This is a genomic window from Duganella sp. CF458, assembly GCF_900113115.1.
In the GTDB taxonomy this organism is placed as follows: Bacteria; Pseudomonadota; Gammaproteobacteria; order Burkholderiales; family Burkholderiaceae_D; genus Rugamonas.
In genome coordinates, this window is sequence record NZ_FOOF01000006.1 from 218,054 (window position 1) to 233,832 (window position 15,779).

Annotated in this window: 17 protein-coding genes and 5 tRNA genes; 21 read left to right on the forward strand and 1 reads right to left on the reverse strand. The window is 61.3% G+C overall.

The features are described from left to right. The first annotated feature begins 113 nt into the window (after positions 1 to 113). The 21 genes from lepA (at position 114) to BM269_RS11580 (ending at position 14,841) form a co-directional block, all read left to right on the forward strand. Positions 114 to 1,907, forward strand: coding sequence for a translation elongation factor 4 (gene lepA / locus BM269_RS11485; protein WP_090437149.1), 1,794 nt, complete (start codon positions 114 to 116; stop codon positions 1,905 to 1,907). Continuing rightward, positions 1,904 to 2,833, forward strand: a complete 930-nt coding sequence (gene lepB / locus BM269_RS11490; protein ID WP_090437150.1) for a signal peptidase I — start codon at positions 1,904 to 1,906, stop codon at positions 2,831 to 2,833. Before lepA ends, lepB begins: the two co-directional genes overlap by 4 nt. A 22-nt stretch (positions 2,834 to 2,855) precedes the next feature. Next, positions 2,856 to 3,236 (forward strand): DUF4845 domain-containing protein, encoded by a 381-nt coding sequence (locus BM269_RS11495; RefSeq protein ID WP_090437151.1) that lies wholly within the window; start codon positions 2,856 to 2,858, stop codon positions 3,234 to 3,236. Between the two features lie 3 nt (positions 3,237 to 3,239). Then, entirely contained in the window at positions 3,240 to 4,028 is a 789-nt protein-coding gene (gene rnc, locus BM269_RS11500; RefSeq protein ID WP_090437152.1) for a ribonuclease III, read from the forward strand. 18 nt (positions 4,029 to 4,046) lie between these two features. Then, positions 4,047 to 4,949 carry a GTPase Era gene (gene era / locus BM269_RS11505; protein ID WP_090437153.1) on the forward strand — a complete coding sequence of 301 codons (903 nt, stop codon included), beginning with the start codon at positions 4,047 to 4,049 and terminating at the stop codon, positions 4,947 to 4,949. Continuing rightward, positions 4,949 to 5,725 (forward strand): DNA repair protein RecO, encoded by a 777-nt coding sequence (recO, locus tag BM269_RS11510; protein ID WP_090437154.1) that lies wholly within the window; start codon positions 4,949 to 4,951, stop codon positions 5,723 to 5,725. Before era ends, recO begins: the two co-directional genes overlap by 1 nt. An 11-nt stretch (positions 5,726 to 5,736) precedes the next feature. Further along, positions 5,737 to 6,495, forward strand: coding sequence for a pyridoxine 5'-phosphate synthase (gene pdxJ, locus BM269_RS11515; protein ID WP_090437155.1), 759 nt, complete (start codon positions 5,737 to 5,739; stop codon positions 6,493 to 6,495). Further along, a complete protein-coding gene (acpS, locus tag BM269_RS11520) occupies positions 6,492 to 6,890 on the forward strand; it encodes a holo-ACP synthase (RefSeq protein WP_090437156.1) in 399 nt (132 codons plus the stop codon). Before pdxJ ends, acpS begins: the two co-directional genes overlap by 4 nt. After that, positions 6,883 to 8,736, forward strand: a complete 1,854-nt coding sequence (uvrC, locus tag BM269_RS11525; protein ID WP_090437157.1) for an excinuclease ABC subunit UvrC — start codon at positions 6,883 to 6,885, stop codon at positions 8,734 to 8,736. Before acpS ends, uvrC begins: the two co-directional genes overlap by 8 nt. 65 nt (positions 8,737 to 8,801) lie before the next feature. After that, on the forward strand, positions 8,802 to 9,392 hold the full coding sequence (gene pgsA, locus BM269_RS11530; RefSeq protein WP_055936323.1) for a CDP-diacylglycerol--glycerol-3-phosphate 3-phosphatidyltransferase: 591 nt from the start codon (positions 8,802 to 8,804) through the stop codon (positions 9,390 to 9,392). Positions 9,393 to 9,472: 80 nt separating this feature from the next. Next, positions 9,473 to 9,548: transfer RNA gene (locus tag BM269_RS11535), tRNA-Gly, on the forward strand. A 90-nt stretch (positions 9,549 to 9,638) separates the two neighbouring features. Next, a tRNA-Gly gene (locus tag BM269_RS11540) sits at positions 9,639 to 9,714 on the forward strand. Between the two features lie 41 nt (positions 9,715 to 9,755). Beyond that, a tRNA-Gly gene (locus BM269_RS11545) sits at positions 9,756 to 9,831 on the forward strand. A gap of 16 nt (positions 9,832 to 9,847) precedes the next feature. After that, positions 9,848 to 9,923: transfer RNA gene (locus tag BM269_RS11550), tRNA-Gly, on the forward strand. A 48-nt stretch (positions 9,924 to 9,971) separates the two neighbouring features. Beyond that, positions 9,972 to 10,045: transfer RNA gene (locus tag BM269_RS11555), tRNA-Cys, on the forward strand. Positions 10,046 to 10,129: 84 nt separating this feature from the next. After that, on the forward strand, positions 10,130 to 10,381 hold the full coding sequence (locus BM269_RS11560; protein ID WP_090437158.1) for a hypothetical protein: 252 nt from the start codon (positions 10,130 to 10,132) through the stop codon (positions 10,379 to 10,381). 96 nt (positions 10,382 to 10,477) lie between these two features. After that, positions 10,478 to 10,855, forward strand: a complete 378-nt coding sequence (locus BM269_RS11565; RefSeq protein WP_090437159.1) for a DUF2946 domain-containing protein — start codon at positions 10,478 to 10,480, stop codon at positions 10,853 to 10,855. An 87-nt stretch (positions 10,856 to 10,942) separates the two neighbouring features. Then, entirely contained in the window at positions 10,943 to 11,101 is a 159-nt protein-coding gene (locus tag BM269_RS29435) for a hypothetical protein (RefSeq protein WP_170860349.1), read from the forward strand. After that, the gene (locus tag BM269_RS11570) at positions 11,098 to 13,230 is read left to right on the forward strand and encodes a TonB-dependent receptor (protein ID WP_229204599.1); all 2,133 of its coding nucleotides are present in this window, start codon (positions 11,098 to 11,100) and stop codon (positions 13,228 to 13,230) included. Before BM269_RS29435 ends, BM269_RS11570 begins: the two co-directional genes overlap by 4 nt. Before the next feature lie 7 nt (positions 13,231 to 13,237). Beyond that, positions 13,238 to 14,560, forward strand: coding sequence for a PepSY-associated TM helix domain-containing protein (locus tag BM269_RS11575; RefSeq protein ID WP_090437161.1), 1,323 nt, complete (start codon positions 13,238 to 13,240; stop codon positions 14,558 to 14,560). Next, positions 14,560 to 14,841, forward strand: a complete 282-nt coding sequence (locus BM269_RS11580; protein ID WP_229204600.1) for a LamG domain-containing protein — start codon at positions 14,560 to 14,562, stop codon at positions 14,839 to 14,841. The genes BM269_RS11575 and BM269_RS11580 overlap by 1 nt, the downstream gene beginning before the upstream one ends. Positions 14,842 to 14,879: 38 nt before the next feature. On the opposite strand, the gene BM269_RS11585 is transcribed toward BM269_RS11580, so the two are convergent. Beyond that, positions 14,880 to 15,779, reverse strand: a complete 900-nt coding sequence (locus BM269_RS11585; RefSeq protein WP_090437163.1) for a LysR family transcriptional regulator — start codon at positions 15,777 to 15,779, stop codon at positions 14,880 to 14,882.

Here is a 15,779-nt window from a genome sequence, read left to right on the forward strand (position 1 = left end):
AGAAATCCGGCTTTCCCCTCTGAAATCCGGTAAAATGCCGGGGGTTACCCTTGCATTGATTTCCATAAAAAGGCGCTCAAGCGCCTTTTTGTTATAGCTCGTTTCGATTTTTAATGAACAACATTCGCAATTTTTCCATCATCGCCCACATTGACCACGGCAAGTCCACGCTGGCGGATCGCATCATCCAGTTGTGCGGCGGCCTGTCCGACCGCGAGATGGAAGCGCAGGTCCTGGACTCCATGGACCTGGAACGTGAACGCGGCATCACCATCAAAGCCCAGACCGCTGCCCTGAAATATAAGGCGCGCAATGGCGAGATCTACAACCTGAACCTGATCGACACCCCGGGCCACGTCGACTTCTCCTATGAAGTCAGCCGTTCGCTGTCGGCCTGCGAAGGTGCGCTGCTGGTGGTCGACGCGTCGCAAGGCGTGGAAGCGCAGACCGTGGCCAACTGCTACACCGCGCTCGACCTCGGCGTGGAAGTGGTACCGGTACTGAACAAGATCGACTTGCCGAACGCCGACCCGCCCACCGCGATCGCCGAAATCGAAGACGTGATCGGCATTGAAGCCGGCGACGCGGTGCACTGCTCGGCCAAGACCGGCCTGGGCGTGGAAGACGTGCTCGAATCGATCATTGCCAAAGTGCCGCCGCCAAAGGGCGACCCGGAAGCGCCGCTGCAAGCGCTGATCATCGATTCCTGGTACGACTCCTACGTGGGCGTGGTGATGCTGGTGCGCGTGGTGAACGGTACCTTGCGTCCAAAGGAAAAGATTCGCCTGATGGCGACCGATTCGGTGCAGCTGGTGGAAGATATCGGTATCTTCTCGCCGCGCTCGGTCTCGCTGCCGCAGTTGAGCGCGGGCCAGGTAGGCTTTGTGATCGCCGGCATCAAGGAACTGAAAGCGGCGCGCGTGGGCGACACCATCACCACCGTGGCCAAGCCGGCTCCGGCGCCGCTGCCGGGCTTCAAGGAAGTGCAGCCGCAAGTGTTCGCCGGCCTGTTCCCGGTGGAAGCCAACCAGTACGACGCCCTGCGCGATTCGCTGGAAAAACTGAAGCTGAATGACGCCGCACTGATGTACGAGCCGGAAGTGTCGCAAGCGCTGGGCTTCGGCTTCCGCTGCGGCTTCCTGGGCCTGCTGCACATGGAAATCGTGCAGGAGCGCCTGGAGCGTGAATTCGACATGGACCTGATCACCACGGCGCCAACCGTGGTGTATGAGGTGGAAATGCGCGACGGCACCGTGCTGCACGTCGACAATCCGTCGCGCATGCCGGACCCAAGCCACATCAACGAAGTGCGCGAGCCGATCGTCACCGTCAACCTGTACATGCCGCAAGAGTATGTCGGTTCCGTGATCACCCTGTGCATCGGCAAGCGCGGCATCCAGATGGACATGGCCTACCACGGCCGCCAGGTGAAACTGGTGTACGAGATGCCGATGGCCGAGATCGTGCTGGACTTCTTCGACAAGCTGAAGTCCACCTCGCGCGGTTATGCCTCGATGGACTACGAGTTCAAGGAAAACCGCGCCGCTGACGTGGTCAAGGTCGACATGCTGATCAACAGCGAGAAGGTCGATGCGCTGGCCATCATCGTGCACCGCGCCAATGCGCCATACCGCGGCCGCGCGGTGGCGGCCAAGATGCGCGAACTGATCCCGCGCCAGATGTTCGACGTGGCGATCCAGGCCGCGATCGGCTCCAACATCATCTCGCGTGAAAACGTGAAGGCGATGCGCAAGAACGTCCTGGCTAAGTGCTACGGCGGCGACATCAGCCGCAAGAAGAAACTGCTCGAGAAGCAGAAAGCAGGTAAGCGACGCATGAAGCAAGTGGGCTCCGTGGAGATCCCGCAAGAGGCATTCCTGGCAATCCTTCAAGTGGAAGAGAAATGACACTGCAATCCATCCTGGGCAATTTCGCACTCATCCTGTTCGTCCTGATGGTGGTGACGGGGATCATCTGGGTCCTCGACCTGGTGGTGTTCTCCAGGCAGCGCCGCGCTGCCGCCAACCGGGCGCTGGTCGAATACGACGAGCGCATGGCGCGCTCGGCCGCCAATGGCATCCGCATGGACGAGCAGGGCAATGCGCGCTCCAAGCTGGAAGCGGACATCCTGCGCCAGCCCACCTGGATCGAATACTCGGGCAGCTTCTTCCCGGTGATCGCGCTGGTGTTCTTCCTGCGTTCCTTCCTGTGGGAGCCGTTCAAGATCCCGTCCTCGTCGATGGTGCCGACCCTGCTGGTGGGCGACCTGATCCTGGTGAACAAATACACCTATGGCATCCGCCTGCCTATCATCAACAAGAAGGTGGTGCAGATCAACGATCCGCAGCGTGGCGACGTGATGGTGTTCAAATATCCGAAGGATATGAGCCAGGACTACATCAAGCGGGTGGTCGGCGTGCCGGGTGATAAAATTGTGTATCAAAACAAGCGCTTAACGGTCAATGGCCAGGTGGTTGGCTATACCGCGATGGAAGACTACCTGGAAGAAGGTACCCTTACTTACCAGAAACAATTCACCGAGCAGCTGGGCGATGTGCAACACCGCATCCTGAACAACGAGAAGGCGCCGTCCGTGCTGCTCGGCCAGGTGGACGACAATTATCCGCACCGCGAGGCGTGCACCTACAATTACGAAGGCTTTTCGTGTGTAGTTCCTGAAGGAAATTACTTTATGATGGGCGACAATCGGGACAATAGTGCCGACAGCCGTATCTGGGGTTTCGTGCCGGACAAGAATATCGTAGGCAAAGCCTTCTTTGTCTGGATGAACCTGGGTAATTTCAATTTTGATCGTCTTGGCGGCATCCGCTAAGCAGAGAGGGAGAACAGAACTTATGCGCAAGCAGCACGAACGTGGTATCAGCCTGATTGGCCTGATTATTGTCATTGCCATCCTTGGATGTGTTGGTTTGGTCGCTGCGCAGGTCCTGCCGACCTTCCTGGAGTACCGCACCATCATGAATGCGATCGAACACGCCAAGAAGGATGGCGGCGGCTCCGCCAAGGGGATTATCGATTCCTACAACAAGAGTGTCGAGGTGGGCTATATCACCAGCCTGAAATCGAACGAACTGATCATCGAACGCCTGGGCGGCGAAACCGAAATCAGCTTCGCTTACGAGAAGAAGATCCCATTGGTCGGCCCGGCCAGCCTCCTGCTCGAGTATGAAGGCACGACTGCGAAGGCAGGCGCCAAGAAGAAGGTTGAAGAATAAGTGATGAATTTACAGTTATTGCAAACCAGGTTGGGCTACACGTTCCAGGATGCTGGATTGCTCCAGCAAGCCTTGACGCACCGTAGCCACAGCAGTTTGCATAACGAACGGCTGGAATTTCTCGGCGACTCGATCCTGAACTGCGTGGTCGCCTCCATTCTGTACGAACGCTACAACTCCCTCGACGAGGGCGACCTGTCGCGCGTGCGCGCCAACCTGGTCAAGCAGCAATCCCTGTTCGAAATCGCCCAGAAGCTGGAACTGTCGCAGTTCCTGCGCCTGGGCGAAGGCGAACTGAAATCGGGCGGTTTCCGCCGCCCGTCCATCCTGGCCGATACGCTGGAAGCCCTGCTGGGCGCCATTTACCTGGACGGCAGTTTCGACCAGGCCGCGGCCGTGATCCGCGCCTTCTACATCCCGATCCTGGACTCGGTCGATCCGCAGACCCTGGGCAAGGATGCCAAGACCCTGCTGCAGGAATTCCTGCAGTCGAAGAAGATCTCGCTGCCCTTGTACAATGTGGTGGCCACCCATGGCGCCGCGCATAGCCAGGAGTTCGAGATCGAGTGCCTGGTGCCCAAGCTGGGCATCCAGGTGTTCGGGCGGGGCGGCAGCCGCCGCGCCGGCGAGCAGGCCGCTGCCAAGCTGGCGCTGGAAGTCGCCGAGGAAGCGCTGAAGAAAGCGCCGTCTGCCGGCCGCAAGCCGCGCCAGCGCTCGGCCCAGCTCAAGCTGGCCGGCATCGCCACGGTCCAGGGCGAAGCGGCAGCGGACAAGAAGCTGGCCAAACAATAACTGAATCGAGTTTGCATCATGACTAGCGCACCCACTCCCGCCGGCTTCCGTTGCGGCTACATCGCCATTGTCGGCCGCCCGAACGTCGGCAAGTCGACCCTGATGAATACGCTGATCGGCGCCAAGGTCAGCATCACGTCGCGCAAGGCGCAGACCACGCGCCACCGCATCACCGGCATCCAGACCGTGCCGGACGCCCAGTTCATCTACGTCGATACGCCGGGCTTCCAGACCCGCCACTCGAATGCGCTGAACAAGACGCTGAACAAGACCGTCACCAATACGCTGGAATCGTCGGACCTGATCCTGTACATCGTGGAAGCGGGCACCTTCGGCCAGGCCGACCAGCAGGTGATGGATCTGCTGCCGAAAAACGTGCCGGTGATCCTGGTGATCAACAAGTCCGACCGGGTGAAAGACAAGGCGGTGCTGATGCCGTTCGCGCAGCAGATCGCCGAAAAGTTCCAGTTCACCGCGATCGTGCCGGTGAGCGCCAAGCTGCGCTTCCAGCTCGATGGCCTGCAGAACGAGATCAAGAAGTACTTGCCGGAGAACGAGCCGATCTTCGGCGAGGACGACATCACCGACCGCAGCGAGAAGTTCCTGGCGTCCGAGATCGTGCGCGAAAAACTGTTCCGCTTTGTCGGCGATGAACTGCCTTACACCAGCACCGTGCTGATCGAGAAGTTCGAACAGGAAGGCAACCTGCGCCGCATTTTCGCCGCCATCCTGGTGGAGCGCGACGGCCACAAGTCCATGATCATCGGTAACAAGGGCGCGCGCCTGAAAGAAGTCAGCACCCAGGCCCGCCAGGACATGGAAAAGCTGTTCGGCGGCCCGGTTTACCTCGAGATCTGGGTGAAAGTGAAATCCGGCTGGGCCGATAACGAAGCCGGCCTGCGCGCATACGGCTACGAATAATGTCTGACCTGGCAGCCGCTGCGCCCTCCCAGCGCCGCCGCGCGCCAGGGCAGCAGCGCACCGTCGGTACGCGGGTCAGCGAGCAGCCGGCCTTCGTGCTGCATAGCTATCCCTACAAAGAAACCTCGCTCATCGTCGAACTGTTCACGCGCGATTACGGCCGCGTGGCACTGATCGCGAAAGGCGCCAAGCGGCCGCACTCCCAGTTGCGCGGCGTGCTGCAGACTTTCCAGCCCCTGACCACCGGCTGGACCGGCAAGAACGAGCTGCGTACGCTGACCGATGCCGACTGGGTCGGCGGCATGCTGCCGCTCGAAAAGACCGCGCTGCTGTGCGGCTTCTACCTGAACGAACTGCTGGTCAAGCTGACCGCGCGCGACGATGCGCATGCCAGGCTGTTCGATCATTACGTCTCCACGCTGAACCAGTTGGCCCACAACGAACCGGCGCCGATCGTGCTGCGCAAGTTCGAAATGGCGCTGCTGAGGGAGACCGGCGTGGCGGCCGACCTGACGCGCTGCACCGCCTCGCGCACGAAAGTGCTGGCCGATGTACATTACGTGGTGGACCCCGATCGCGGCCCGCGTCCGGAACGCGACGAGGACACGGCTCCGCGCGTCGCCGGCAAAACCTTGCTGGACATGGAGCGCGAGGATTACGCCGACCCTGCCACGCAGGCGCAAAGCAAGCAGTTGATGCGCTACCTGTTGTCCTGGCACCTTGGCGGCGCGCCATTGAACACGCGCCAGATATTGATCGATTTGCTGCAACTTTAAGAAAAGAAAAAATGAGCTTCCTGTCTCCTTCCGGCACTGTCATCGACCTCGGCGTGAACATCGACCACGTCGCCACGCTGCGCAATGCGCGCGGCACCGCATATCCCGACCCGATCCGCGCCGCGCTGCTGGCCGAGCAGGCCGGCGCCGACTGCATCACCCTGCACCTGCGCGAAGACCGGCGCCACATTAAGGATGCCGACGTGATCGCGCTGGCGCCGCAACTGGTGACGCGCATGAACCTGGAAGCGGCCGTCACGCAGGAGATGATCGACTTCGCCTGCCGCATCAAGCCGGCCGACGTGTGCCTGGTGCCGGAAAAGCGCACCGAGATCACCACCGAAGGGGGGCTGGATGTGGTGCGCTTCCACAAGGAGGTGCAAGCCGCCGTCAAGCAGTTGCAAGGGGAGGGCATCCGCGTCTCACTGTTCATCGACGCCGATGAGGAGCAGATCAAGGCCGCCGCGGCGGTTGGCGCGCCAGTGATCGAACTGCATACCGGCGCCTATGCCGATGCCGAAGGCGAGGCGCAGGCGCGCGAACTGCAGCGCATCAAGGACGGCGTGCGTTGGGGCGTGCAGAATGGCCTGAAGGTCAATGCCGGCCATGGCCTGCATTACACCAATGTGCAGGCGATCGCCGCCATTCCGGACATCGCGGAACTGAACATCGGCCACGCCATCGTGGCGCACTCCATCTTTGCCGGTTGGGAAAATGCCGTGCGCGAAATGAAAGCCATCATGGTGTCGACCCGCCTGGGCGCAAAATGATCTACGGGATCGGGACGGACGTCAGCAAGGTGCCCCGCATCGCTGCCGCGCTGGAGCGCAGCGGCGAGCGCTTTGCGCGCAAGATCCTCGGTCCTGATGAAATCCTGGTCTACCTGGAGCGCAGCGCCCGCAGCCCGCTACGCGGCGTGCGCTACGCCGCGACCCGTTTCGCCGCCAAGGAAGCGTTCTCCAAGGCGCTCGGCCTGGGCCTGCGCCCGCCGATGACCTGGCACACGGCGCAACTGCTGAATGATGATTTGGGCAAGCCTTACATGGCCTGCAGCGGCGCGCTGGGCGAATTCATGTTGCAGAATGCGCTGGTCGCCCATATCTCCGTGAGCGATGAAGAGGATTACGCGATCGCCTATGCGATCGTCGAGCGAGCGAATGACTGAAAACACCCTAGACCCACGTGAGCAGGTGCTGGCCACCGTTGCCAAGCTGCCAAACCTGCCCGGCGTGTACCGCTACTTCGATGCCGAAGACAAGGTGCTCTACGTGGGCAAGGCGCGCGACCTGAAAAAGCGCGTGTCGAGCTATTTCCAGAAGAACTTGTCGAGCCCGCGCATTGCCTTGATGGTCGAGCGCATCGCGCGCCTGGAAACCACGGTGACGCGCAGCGAGGCCGAGGCCCTGATCCTGGAAAACAACCTGATCAAGGCGCTGCAGCCGCGCTACAACATCCTGTTCCGCGACGACAAGAGCTATCCCTACCTGAAGATCACGGGCGGCGATGTGCCGCGCATGGTGTACTACCGCGGCGCGGTGGACCGCAAGCACCAGTATTTCGGCCCGTTCCCTTCGTCGTGGGCGGTGAAGGAGTCGATGCAGATCCTGCAAAAGGTGTTCATGCTGCGCACCTGCGAGGACAGCGTGTACATGAACCGCACGCGGCCCTGCCTGCTGCACCAGATCGGCCGTTGCAGCGGTCCTTGCGTGGGGCTGATCGCACCCGAGGATTACCGCAACGACGTCAATAACGCGGCGCGCTTCCTGCGCGGGCGCCAGAGCGAGGTGATGGAAGAGCTGGAGCAGAAGATGCTCGCCTACGCCACCGAACTCAAATTCGAGCAGGCGGCGGTGGTGCGCAACCGCATCCAGTCGCTGTCCAAAGTGCTGCACCAGCAGTCGATGGAAACCACCGGCGACCAGGACGTCGACATCCTGGCGGTGGTGGTGCAGGGCGGCCGTGCCTGCGTCAACCTGGCCATGGTGCGCGGCGGCCGCCATTTGGGCGACCGCGCCTACTTCCCGACCCATGTGATGGATGCCGAGGTGGTAGCCGAGCGCCCGATCGAGCAGGAAGTGTTGTCGGCTTTCCTGGTGCAGCATTACACGGAAAAGAGCATTCCCGGCACGCTGATCCTGAACATCGAATTCGACCAGCCGGAGCTGATCCTGGCGTTGCAGGAGCAGTGCGGCCACCGCATCCACCTGATCTTCCAGCCGCAAGGCCAACGCCGCCAATGGCAGGACCTGGCGCAGAAGGGCGCCGAGATCTCGCTGGCGCGGCTGCTGTCCGAGCAAGGCTCGCAGCAGGCCCGCACCCGCGCACTGGCCGACGCGCTGAGCCTGGAGAACGAAGACCTGGACACCCTGCGCGTGGAATGCTTCGACATTTCGCACACGGCCGGCGAGGCGACGCAGGCTTCCTGCGTGGTGTTCCACCATCACCAGATGCAGAACGGCGAATACCGCCGCTACAACATCAACGACATCACGCCGGGCGACGATTACGCCGCCATGCGCCAGGTGCTGACGCGCCGTTACGAGAAAGTGGCCGGCGGCGATGGCGTGATGCCAGACGTGGTGCTGATCGACGGCGGCAAAGGCCAGGTCGAAATGGCGCGCCAGGTGTTTGTCGAACTGGGGCTGGATATCGGCCTGATCGTCGGCGTGGCGAAAGGCGAGGGCCGGCGTGTCGGCCTGGAGACACTGGTTTTCGTCGACGGACGCGCGCCGCAGGAACTGGGCAAGGAATCAGCGGCCCTGATGCTGGTCGCCATGATCCGCGACGAAGCGCACCGTTTCGCCATCACCGGCATGCGTGCCAAACGCGCCAAGGCCCGCCAGACCTCGCGCCTTGAGGAGATCGAGGGCATCGGAGCCAAACGCCGGCAAAAGCTGCTATCGCGCTTCGGCGGCCTGAAGGGCGTGATGAACGCCAGTATCGAGGACCTGAAATCGGTGGAGGGTATTTCCGACACCCTGGCCGAAGAAATCTACAGGCAATTGCACTAGAGTGGCTTTGAATGCGCCGCCGTTATACACTAGCGGCGCGTCATTACAATTCTTATACACCGCATATGCCTTTCAACATCCCGATCCTTCTGACCTGGTTGCGCGTCGCGCTGATTCCCCTGGTCGTTGGCGTGTTCTACCTCCCTGTCACCTGGCTCACCCCGCACGAACGCAACCTGGCCGCCACGCTGATCTTCATCGTTGCCGCGGTGACCGACTGGTTCGACGGTTTCCTGGCCCGCCGCTGGAACCAGACCTCGGCCTTTGGCGCCTTCCTCGACCCCGTGGCTGACAAGCTGATGGTGGCAGGCGCCTTGCTGGTGCTGCTGAACCTGGACGGCGGCCGCTGCCATCCGATCGTCGCCTTTATCATCATCGGCCGCGAAATCACCATTTCCGCGCTGCGCGAGTGGATGGCGCAGATTGGCGCCTCCAAATCGGTGGCGGTCAGTTCGATCGGCAAGATCAAGACGGCCGCGCAAATGAGCGCCATCCCGATGCTGCTGTACTACGACGTGCTCTGGGGCGCGATCGATACCCGCTTCTGGGGCGACCTGCTGCTGTGGCTGGCCAGCGTGCTGACCGTGTGGTCCATGTTCTATTACCTCAAGAAGGCATGGCCCATGATCAAGGAACGCTCGGGCAACTTATCGTAAATAACAATATTGCCCCTTGACAGCGTCTTTGGATCATCTATAATGCTGGCCTGCTGTTGATGACGACGCAGCGATGCGAAGCGGGAGTAGCTCAGTTGGTAGAGCGCAACCTTGCCAAGGTTGAGGTCGAGAGTTCGAGACTCTTCTCCCGCTCCAAACGTCATCGGCGACAAAGTAGGAAGCAAGCAGTAATAATCGCACTGGAAATATGAGAATGTTTCTGCGATAATGCGGTTCCTCTGAAATGCGGGAGTAGCTCAGTTGGTAGAGCGCAACCTTGCCAAGGTTGAGGTCGAGAGTTCGAGACTCTTCTCCCGCTCCAGTTCACTGGAGCAGCAGTAGTAGTAAATGAAATAACTCCATGCGGGAGTAGCTCAGTTGGTAGAGCGCAACCTTGCCAAGGTTGAGGTCGAGAGTTCGAGACTCTTCTCCCGCTCCAAGTTTTTCAAACCCATGCGGGAATAGCTCAGTTGGTAGAGCGCAACCTTGCCAAGGTTGAGGTCGAGAGTTCGAGACTCTTTTCCCGCTCCAGAATTCGAAGAGACACGCGACCTGCCGCGGCTCTTGTGTGACCCCTTCGGCGGGGTAGCAAAATGGTTATGCAGCGGCCTGCAAAGCCGTGTACGCCGGTTCGATTCCGGCCCTCGCCTCCAAAAGAATGAAAAATCCTCGCTTCGGCGGGGATTTTTCATTTCCGGCCTCGATTTTTGTGCAGTTGGCACAGTTGGTGAGATTTTATGCAAAAGCCCGTCAAAACTCCCCGGGAAGCGCTCAAGCTGATCGTCCACACCTGGCGCCATGCCGCGCCGTTTTTCGCGAGTATCGAAGTCTGGCTGATGGTGTTGGTGGCTGCCACCGTTGTCGGCGGCGTGTTCCTGGCTGCAATGGGGGATCCACTCAGCCTGCTGGCAATCGGCTTTGCAGTCGGGTACTTGGTACTGCGGCCTGTGCTGCATGCCAAGGGTATTCTGAGCTGGCCTTTTCTCTGACCTCTGTCAGCCCGATAGCGGCAGGTGCGTGCCGCGCATGCGATGGTTGCCTTCCTAATATTTCGAGACTTGGCGTTGTGATAAAATCGCGGCCCTATGAATCGAAATAGCCGCCTTCACCGCTTCACCGCCTGGCTTGCATGCCTGGCGATGGTGTTTGCTGTGCTGGCTCCGTCGATTTCTCGCGCGCAGTCGGGTGATGGTTGGATCGAGATCTGTACCACTGGCGGCATGAAGCTGGTCAAGATCACCGATGCCGACAGCTCGCAAAAGCCATCTGGTTCGCTGATTCATGGTGAGCATTGCCCCTTCTGCGCCACGCATACCGACATAGCCGGTCCCATTCCAGCGTCACCGATTGTCATCCATCCTGCCGGCCTGGTGTCGGCAGTGCCCCGCCTGTTTCTCCAAGTCCCCCGGACTCTATTCACCTGGGCGCCCGCACAGTCGCGCGCTCCGCCCGCCGCTGCCTGATCTGAGTTTCTGAAACCTGCCTGCCTTGTTGCAGGCTGTCTCCGTGTTCGCGCGGATAAACCGTTTTCGACCTTATCAGGAGTCGCCATGACCCCAATCATGTCGCGCGCGCAGTTCTCACTGTGCCTGCAAGCCATTCGCTGCGCCTGTTTCGCAGCCATTATCGCCCTCGGTGTGTGGAACGGCTACATGCTGCAATACGCCGCCACCAGTCCAACCGTCCTCCGTCTGGTCCAGGTGAAATGATGAAGAGTAGTAAGAACAAGACCATTCAACTCACCTTGCTTTCCTTCTCGATCCTGGCGGCCTTTGGCACCGAAGCCCGGGCCGAAGAATCCGCCCTGGTCGAGGTTGTCGTGATCAGTGCCGCACGCAGCGCTACCAAGCTGTCTGAGACGCCAAGTGCCATTGGCGTGGTCGACCTCGATGTCCTGCAACGCGACAAGCCGAAAACCATGGGTGATGCGCTGAACCGCATCGCCGGCGTGCACTGGAACGATCTTGGCAACGAGCAGCACAGCATGGCCATCCGCCAGCCGATTACCACCGCTTCCGTGTATCAGTACCTGGAGGACGGGATTCCCATTCGTCCGCTGGGCGTGTTCAACCACAACTCGCTCAACGAGATGAACCTGGCGGGCGCCGACAGCGTGGAAGTGCTGAAAGGCCCGGCCTCATCGCTCTATGGCAGCAATGCTGTCGCCGGCGCGATCAACCTGATGACAGCCGCGCCATCGCGCAAGCCGTATGCGATGTTCGGCGTGCGCCGCGAGCCGGTCGCCGGCTTCAGCCGCATCGACACCGCAGCCAGCAATACCTGGGACCGCTTCGGCCTGCGCTTTTCGCACTACAGCAGCCGCCGCAGCCGCGACAACTGGCAGCAATACAGCTATGGCGATAAGGATTCCTTCACCCTGCGTGCCGACTATGCGCTCACTGCCACGTCCCAACTCAGGGCAACGCTGGTGCGTACCGACCTCGATTCGGCCATGGCCGGCAGCCTGTTCGAGAACGACTACCAGGCTGGTAATGGCAAGAGCATCAACACCTTCACCTATCGCAGGGACCTGACTACCCGCGCCACCGTGGCGTGGGAGGGTGAAACCACGGCGGGCGGCACCACCACGGTGACCCTGTTCACGCGCCGCAACGACCACGGCCAGATCCCGAGCTACCAGATCGGCAGCTGCAGCGCGACCTTGTGCAAGGGCGCCAAGAACAATAACCATGTCGATTCGCGCGGCGTCGACCTCAAGCATGTACAGGAATTCCGCTGGCTCGATTCGCGCTTGGTCGCCGGCGTTTATATTGACCGCACTGGCAATCCATTTGTCAGCGATAACCTGAGCATCGTGCGTGAGCCGGCCAGCGGACGCTATGTCAGCTACACCCTGGCCAGCGCGACCCAGCCGCTGGGCGTGCGCGATTATTCCACCGATATCGACAATGACGCGCTGTTCGCGCAATGGGAGTTCACGCCGTTGCCGCATTTGCGCGTGGTGGCGGGCGGCCGGTCCGACCAGATCGAATATGACTACCGAAACCGCCTGGCGCCCAAGGGCAGCACCAACTACGGTGCCCCGGATGAGAAGCGCAGCTTCGCGCGCTTCAGCCCGAAGATTGGCGCCAGCTATGTGCTGGGACCAAACGCCAACGTCTACAGCAATATCAGCGATGGCTTCACGCCGCCTGAAGTCAGCCAGTTGTACGGTAAGACCGGCATCGCCGACCTGCACCCGGCCACCTACCGCAATATCGAACTGGGCATGCGCCTGGCCTTCCTGGGTGGCGCGTTGAGCCTGGATTCGGCGCTGTACCGCCTGACTGGGCGCGACACCATCGTCAGCTATACCGTTTCGCCGGGCAGCAGCGAGAACCGCAACGCCGGCCGTACGCGCAGCCAGGGCGTGGAGCTGGGCCTGAATTATGACGGCAAACTGGTCGATGCGCGTTTTGGCACCGCCATTGCACGCCATCGGTATGACAGCTACCGCCTGTCGAGCACCCAGGACTTCAGTGGCAACGATATGCCGCAAGCACCACGTGACATGACCACCGCTGAAATTGCTTACAAACCGATGGCCGGCGCGCGCGTCGCACTGGAAGTGGTACACCAGGGACGGTACTGGATGAATAACGCCAACACGGTGGAATACGGCGGGCATACCCTGCTTAACCTGCGCGGCGCTTACCGCCTGGGCAATGGCTGGGAAGTCTGGATGCAGGTACGCAACGTCGGCGACAGACATTATGCCGATTCCGCCTCCAGCTCTTATTCCGGCAGCGGCAGTTACGTACCGAATACGCAAAACCAGTATACCCAGGGCTCACCGCGCAGCGTCGCGATGGGGCTGACTTACACCTATGGAAAGTGAGCAGGGCATGACAGACCAACGTATGAAATCGGCCCGTACCGCCTTGTTGTGGCGCGTGCATTGGTGGGCGGCACTGGTGGCATCCCCGTTTGCGCTAGTCGCGGCGCTGACCGGCCTGCTGTATGCCTTTACCCCGCAAATTGAAGCCAGGCTGTATGGGGCGATGGAACTGGTACAGCCAGTGGAAAAACACGTATCGCTAGACGCCATGGTCGGCGCAGCGCATGCCACGGCGCCTGCAATGTCGCAATTGCATTCGGTCGTGGTGCCGGCCGCGCCGGACGAATCGGTCAAGGTGACCTTTGCGGCCGGCGGCGCTGATAGTGGCGAGCACCAGCAGCATGCCGGCCACGCGCCGGCTGCGCCGAAGAAGCCGGCGTTCGGCCCGCCTGCCGGCGCGGTGACCTACTTCGTCGACCCGGCTGATGCAAAAGTCCTGGGCAGCCAGGCGAATGAGGAACGTTTCAGCCAGTGGGCAAAACGCCTGCATTCGCGCTTGCTGCAAGGCGAGACCTGGCGTTGGATGATCGAACTGGCGACCAGCTGGCTGATGGTCATGCTGCTGACAGGTGTTGCCCTGTGGTGGCCCAAGGCCAGCTTGCCGAAGCTTGGCAAGCGGGGCCGCGAAGCGTGGCGCCAGTGGCACGCCTTCTTTGGCGTGGGGTTTGGTGTCTTGACCCTGATTATCCTCACGACCGGTTTGACGTGGAGTAAATACGCTGGCGAAGAAGTACGCTACCTGCGCGACCTGACCGGGCAGGCATCACCCAAAATGCCGCGCGGGCTGGCTTCCGAACATGCCGATCCTGCTACCGCTATGAGCTGGCAGACCGCACTCGATAAAGCCCGCGCCCTGGCGCCGGGCGTGGCGCTGCAATTGACGCCGCCGGCTGGTCCGCATGGCATCTGGAAAATCGGCATGGCCGAGCGGAGCCGCCCTCAGCTTCGCTTTGATGCTGCGCTCGACGCCTATAGTGGCCGCGTGCTGTACCGGTCCGGCTGGGATGAGCAGACTGCCTTTGGCAAGGCGACCACCGTCGGCATTCCGTTCCACCGCGGTGAATTCGGCTGGTGGAACCAGGCCTTGCTGATCGTGTTTGGCGTGGGAACCCTGTTCTCGCTGGTTTCCGGCTGGGTCATGTATTTCAAGCGGCGCAAGGCGGGCCAGCTCGGCTTGCCAAAGGTGCCAGGCGGCGCTTGGCGTGCGATCGGATTCGGGTGGGCGGCTGGCGCGCTGGCCTGCCTTGCGCTCATGCCAATGCTCCTGCTTTCCGCTCCATGTGTCCTCCTTGCTGATCGCCTGTTGGCGAGCGTGATGGCGAGATGGTAGTGGATTGTCGATGGGCGCTGCCGCGCGCGAGCTGGTTCCACATCGCTGTTACGCTGAGTGGCAGCCTATGTACGGTTTATGTGAACGGCGCTGCAGTAGGCAGCAACACCGGCATGATGTTAACGCCAGCCCAGATCGGACATACTGACCAGAACTGGATTGGGCGCTCGCAACGCGATGGTGAACCCTATTTCAGCGGCAGCCTCGACGACTTCCGAATCTATCATGGCGCGCTGAGTGCAAGCCAGGTTACTGCCGTGATGAATGGTCAGTCCATTTGAGTTGTCATCAGCGCCACCGTAGCCGGCTGGCCGTTTCTCTAAAAGGCGCGCGGCGTGGTGCCGAAGCGTTGCACCACGAATTCGACAAAGCTGGCCAGCTTGGGCGTCGACTGCCGGTCGCGCGGGTAGATCAGGTGCATCGGGCGGGGCGCCGGCCAGTATTCATGCAGGATGGGAATCAGCCGGCCGGCCGCAATTTCGTCGGCCAGCACGGCATCCGCCTGCATCACCAGGCCCAGGCCCGCAACCGCAGCGAGGCGCAAGGCTTCGCCATTGTTCGAACGCATGCGGCAATGAGGTGGGGTCCCTTCTTCCGTACCGGCTTGTCCGAGACGCCAGCGCGCGTCATGCCGCCAATGGGAAAAGTCCAGGCAGCGGTGCTGCGACAATTCGGCGGGCGTGCGTGGTACGCCATGGCGCGCCAGGTAGCCTGGTGCGGCGCAGACCATCATTTGCAAAGACGTCAGCGGCCTCGCCACCATGCTGGAATCCTTCAAGGGGCCGATGCGGATGGCGGCATCCAGGCCTTCTTCCACCAAGTCGGACAAGCGGTTCGAGAGGTCGAGTTCGAGGTTCACTTCGGGATTCGATTCCAGGTATTCCGCCATGGCCGGCGCCAGGCAGCGGCTGCCGAACGCCGCCGGTGCGCTGATCTTGAGCGTGCCGCGCGGGACCGTGCGCATCGCCAGCGCGCCGGTCTCCGCCGCACGCACCAGTTGCAGGATATGCCGGCATTGCTCGGCGTACTGCTGGCCGATTTCGCTCAGGCTCTGGCTGCGCGTGGTCCGATGCAGCAGGCGCGCCCCGACCAGTTGCTCGAGGGCGCCAATGTGCTTGCTGACCATCACGGTCGACATGTCGAGGGTACGCGCGGCGGCAGTGAAACTACCCGCATCCACGACACGCACAAACACTTCCATGCTGCGCATCTTGTCCAT

Bases quoted from the DNA above. Each gene is read 5' to 3' on its own strand.
- lepA (WP_090437149.1), top strand. From the start codon at position 114: ATGAACAACATTCGCAATTTTTCCATCATCGCCCACATTGACCACGGC.
- lepB (WP_090437150.1), top strand. From the start codon at position 1,904: ATGACACTGCAATCCATCCTGGGCAATTTCGCACTCATCCTGTTCGTC.
- BM269_RS11495 (WP_090437151.1), top strand. From the start codon at position 2,856: ATGCGCAAGCAGCACGAACGTGGTATCAGCCTGATTGGCCTGATTATT.
- rnc (WP_090437152.1), top strand. From the start codon at position 3,240: ATGAATTTACAGTTATTGCAAACCAGGTTGGGCTACACGTTCCAGGAT.
- era (WP_090437153.1), top strand. From the start codon at position 4,047: ATGACTAGCGCACCCACTCCCGCCGGCTTCCGTTGCGGCTACATCGCC.
- recO (WP_090437154.1), top strand. From the start codon at position 4,949: ATGTCTGACCTGGCAGCCGCTGCGCCCTCCCAGCGCCGCCGCGCGCCA.
- pdxJ (WP_090437155.1), top strand. From the start codon at position 5,737: ATGAGCTTCCTGTCTCCTTCCGGCACTGTCATCGACCTCGGCGTGAAC.
- acpS (WP_090437156.1), top strand. From the start codon at position 6,492: ATGATCTACGGGATCGGGACGGACGTCAGCAAGGTGCCCCGCATCGCT.
- uvrC (WP_090437157.1), top strand. From the start codon at position 6,883: ATGACTGAAAACACCCTAGACCCACGTGAGCAGGTGCTGGCCACCGTT.
- pgsA (WP_055936323.1), top strand. From the start codon at position 8,802: ATGCCTTTCAACATCCCGATCCTTCTGACCTGGTTGCGCGTCGCGCTG.
- BM269_RS11560 (WP_090437158.1), top strand. From the start codon at position 10,130: ATGCAAAAGCCCGTCAAAACTCCCCGGGAAGCGCTCAAGCTGATCGTC.
- BM269_RS11565 (WP_090437159.1), top strand. From the start codon at position 10,478: ATGAATCGAAATAGCCGCCTTCACCGCTTCACCGCCTGGCTTGCATGC.
- BM269_RS29435 (WP_170860349.1), top strand. From the start codon at position 10,943: ATGACCCCAATCATGTCGCGCGCGCAGTTCTCACTGTGCCTGCAAGCC.
- BM269_RS11570 (WP_229204599.1), top strand. From the start codon at position 11,098: ATGATGAAGAGTAGTAAGAACAAGACCATTCAACTCACCTTGCTTTCC.
- BM269_RS11575 (WP_090437161.1), top strand. From the start codon at position 13,238: ATGACAGACCAACGTATGAAATCGGCCCGTACCGCCTTGTTGTGGCGC.
- BM269_RS11585 (WP_090437163.1), bottom strand. From the start codon at position 15,779: ATGGACAAGATGCGCAGCATGGAAGTGTTTGTGCGTGTCGTGGATGCG.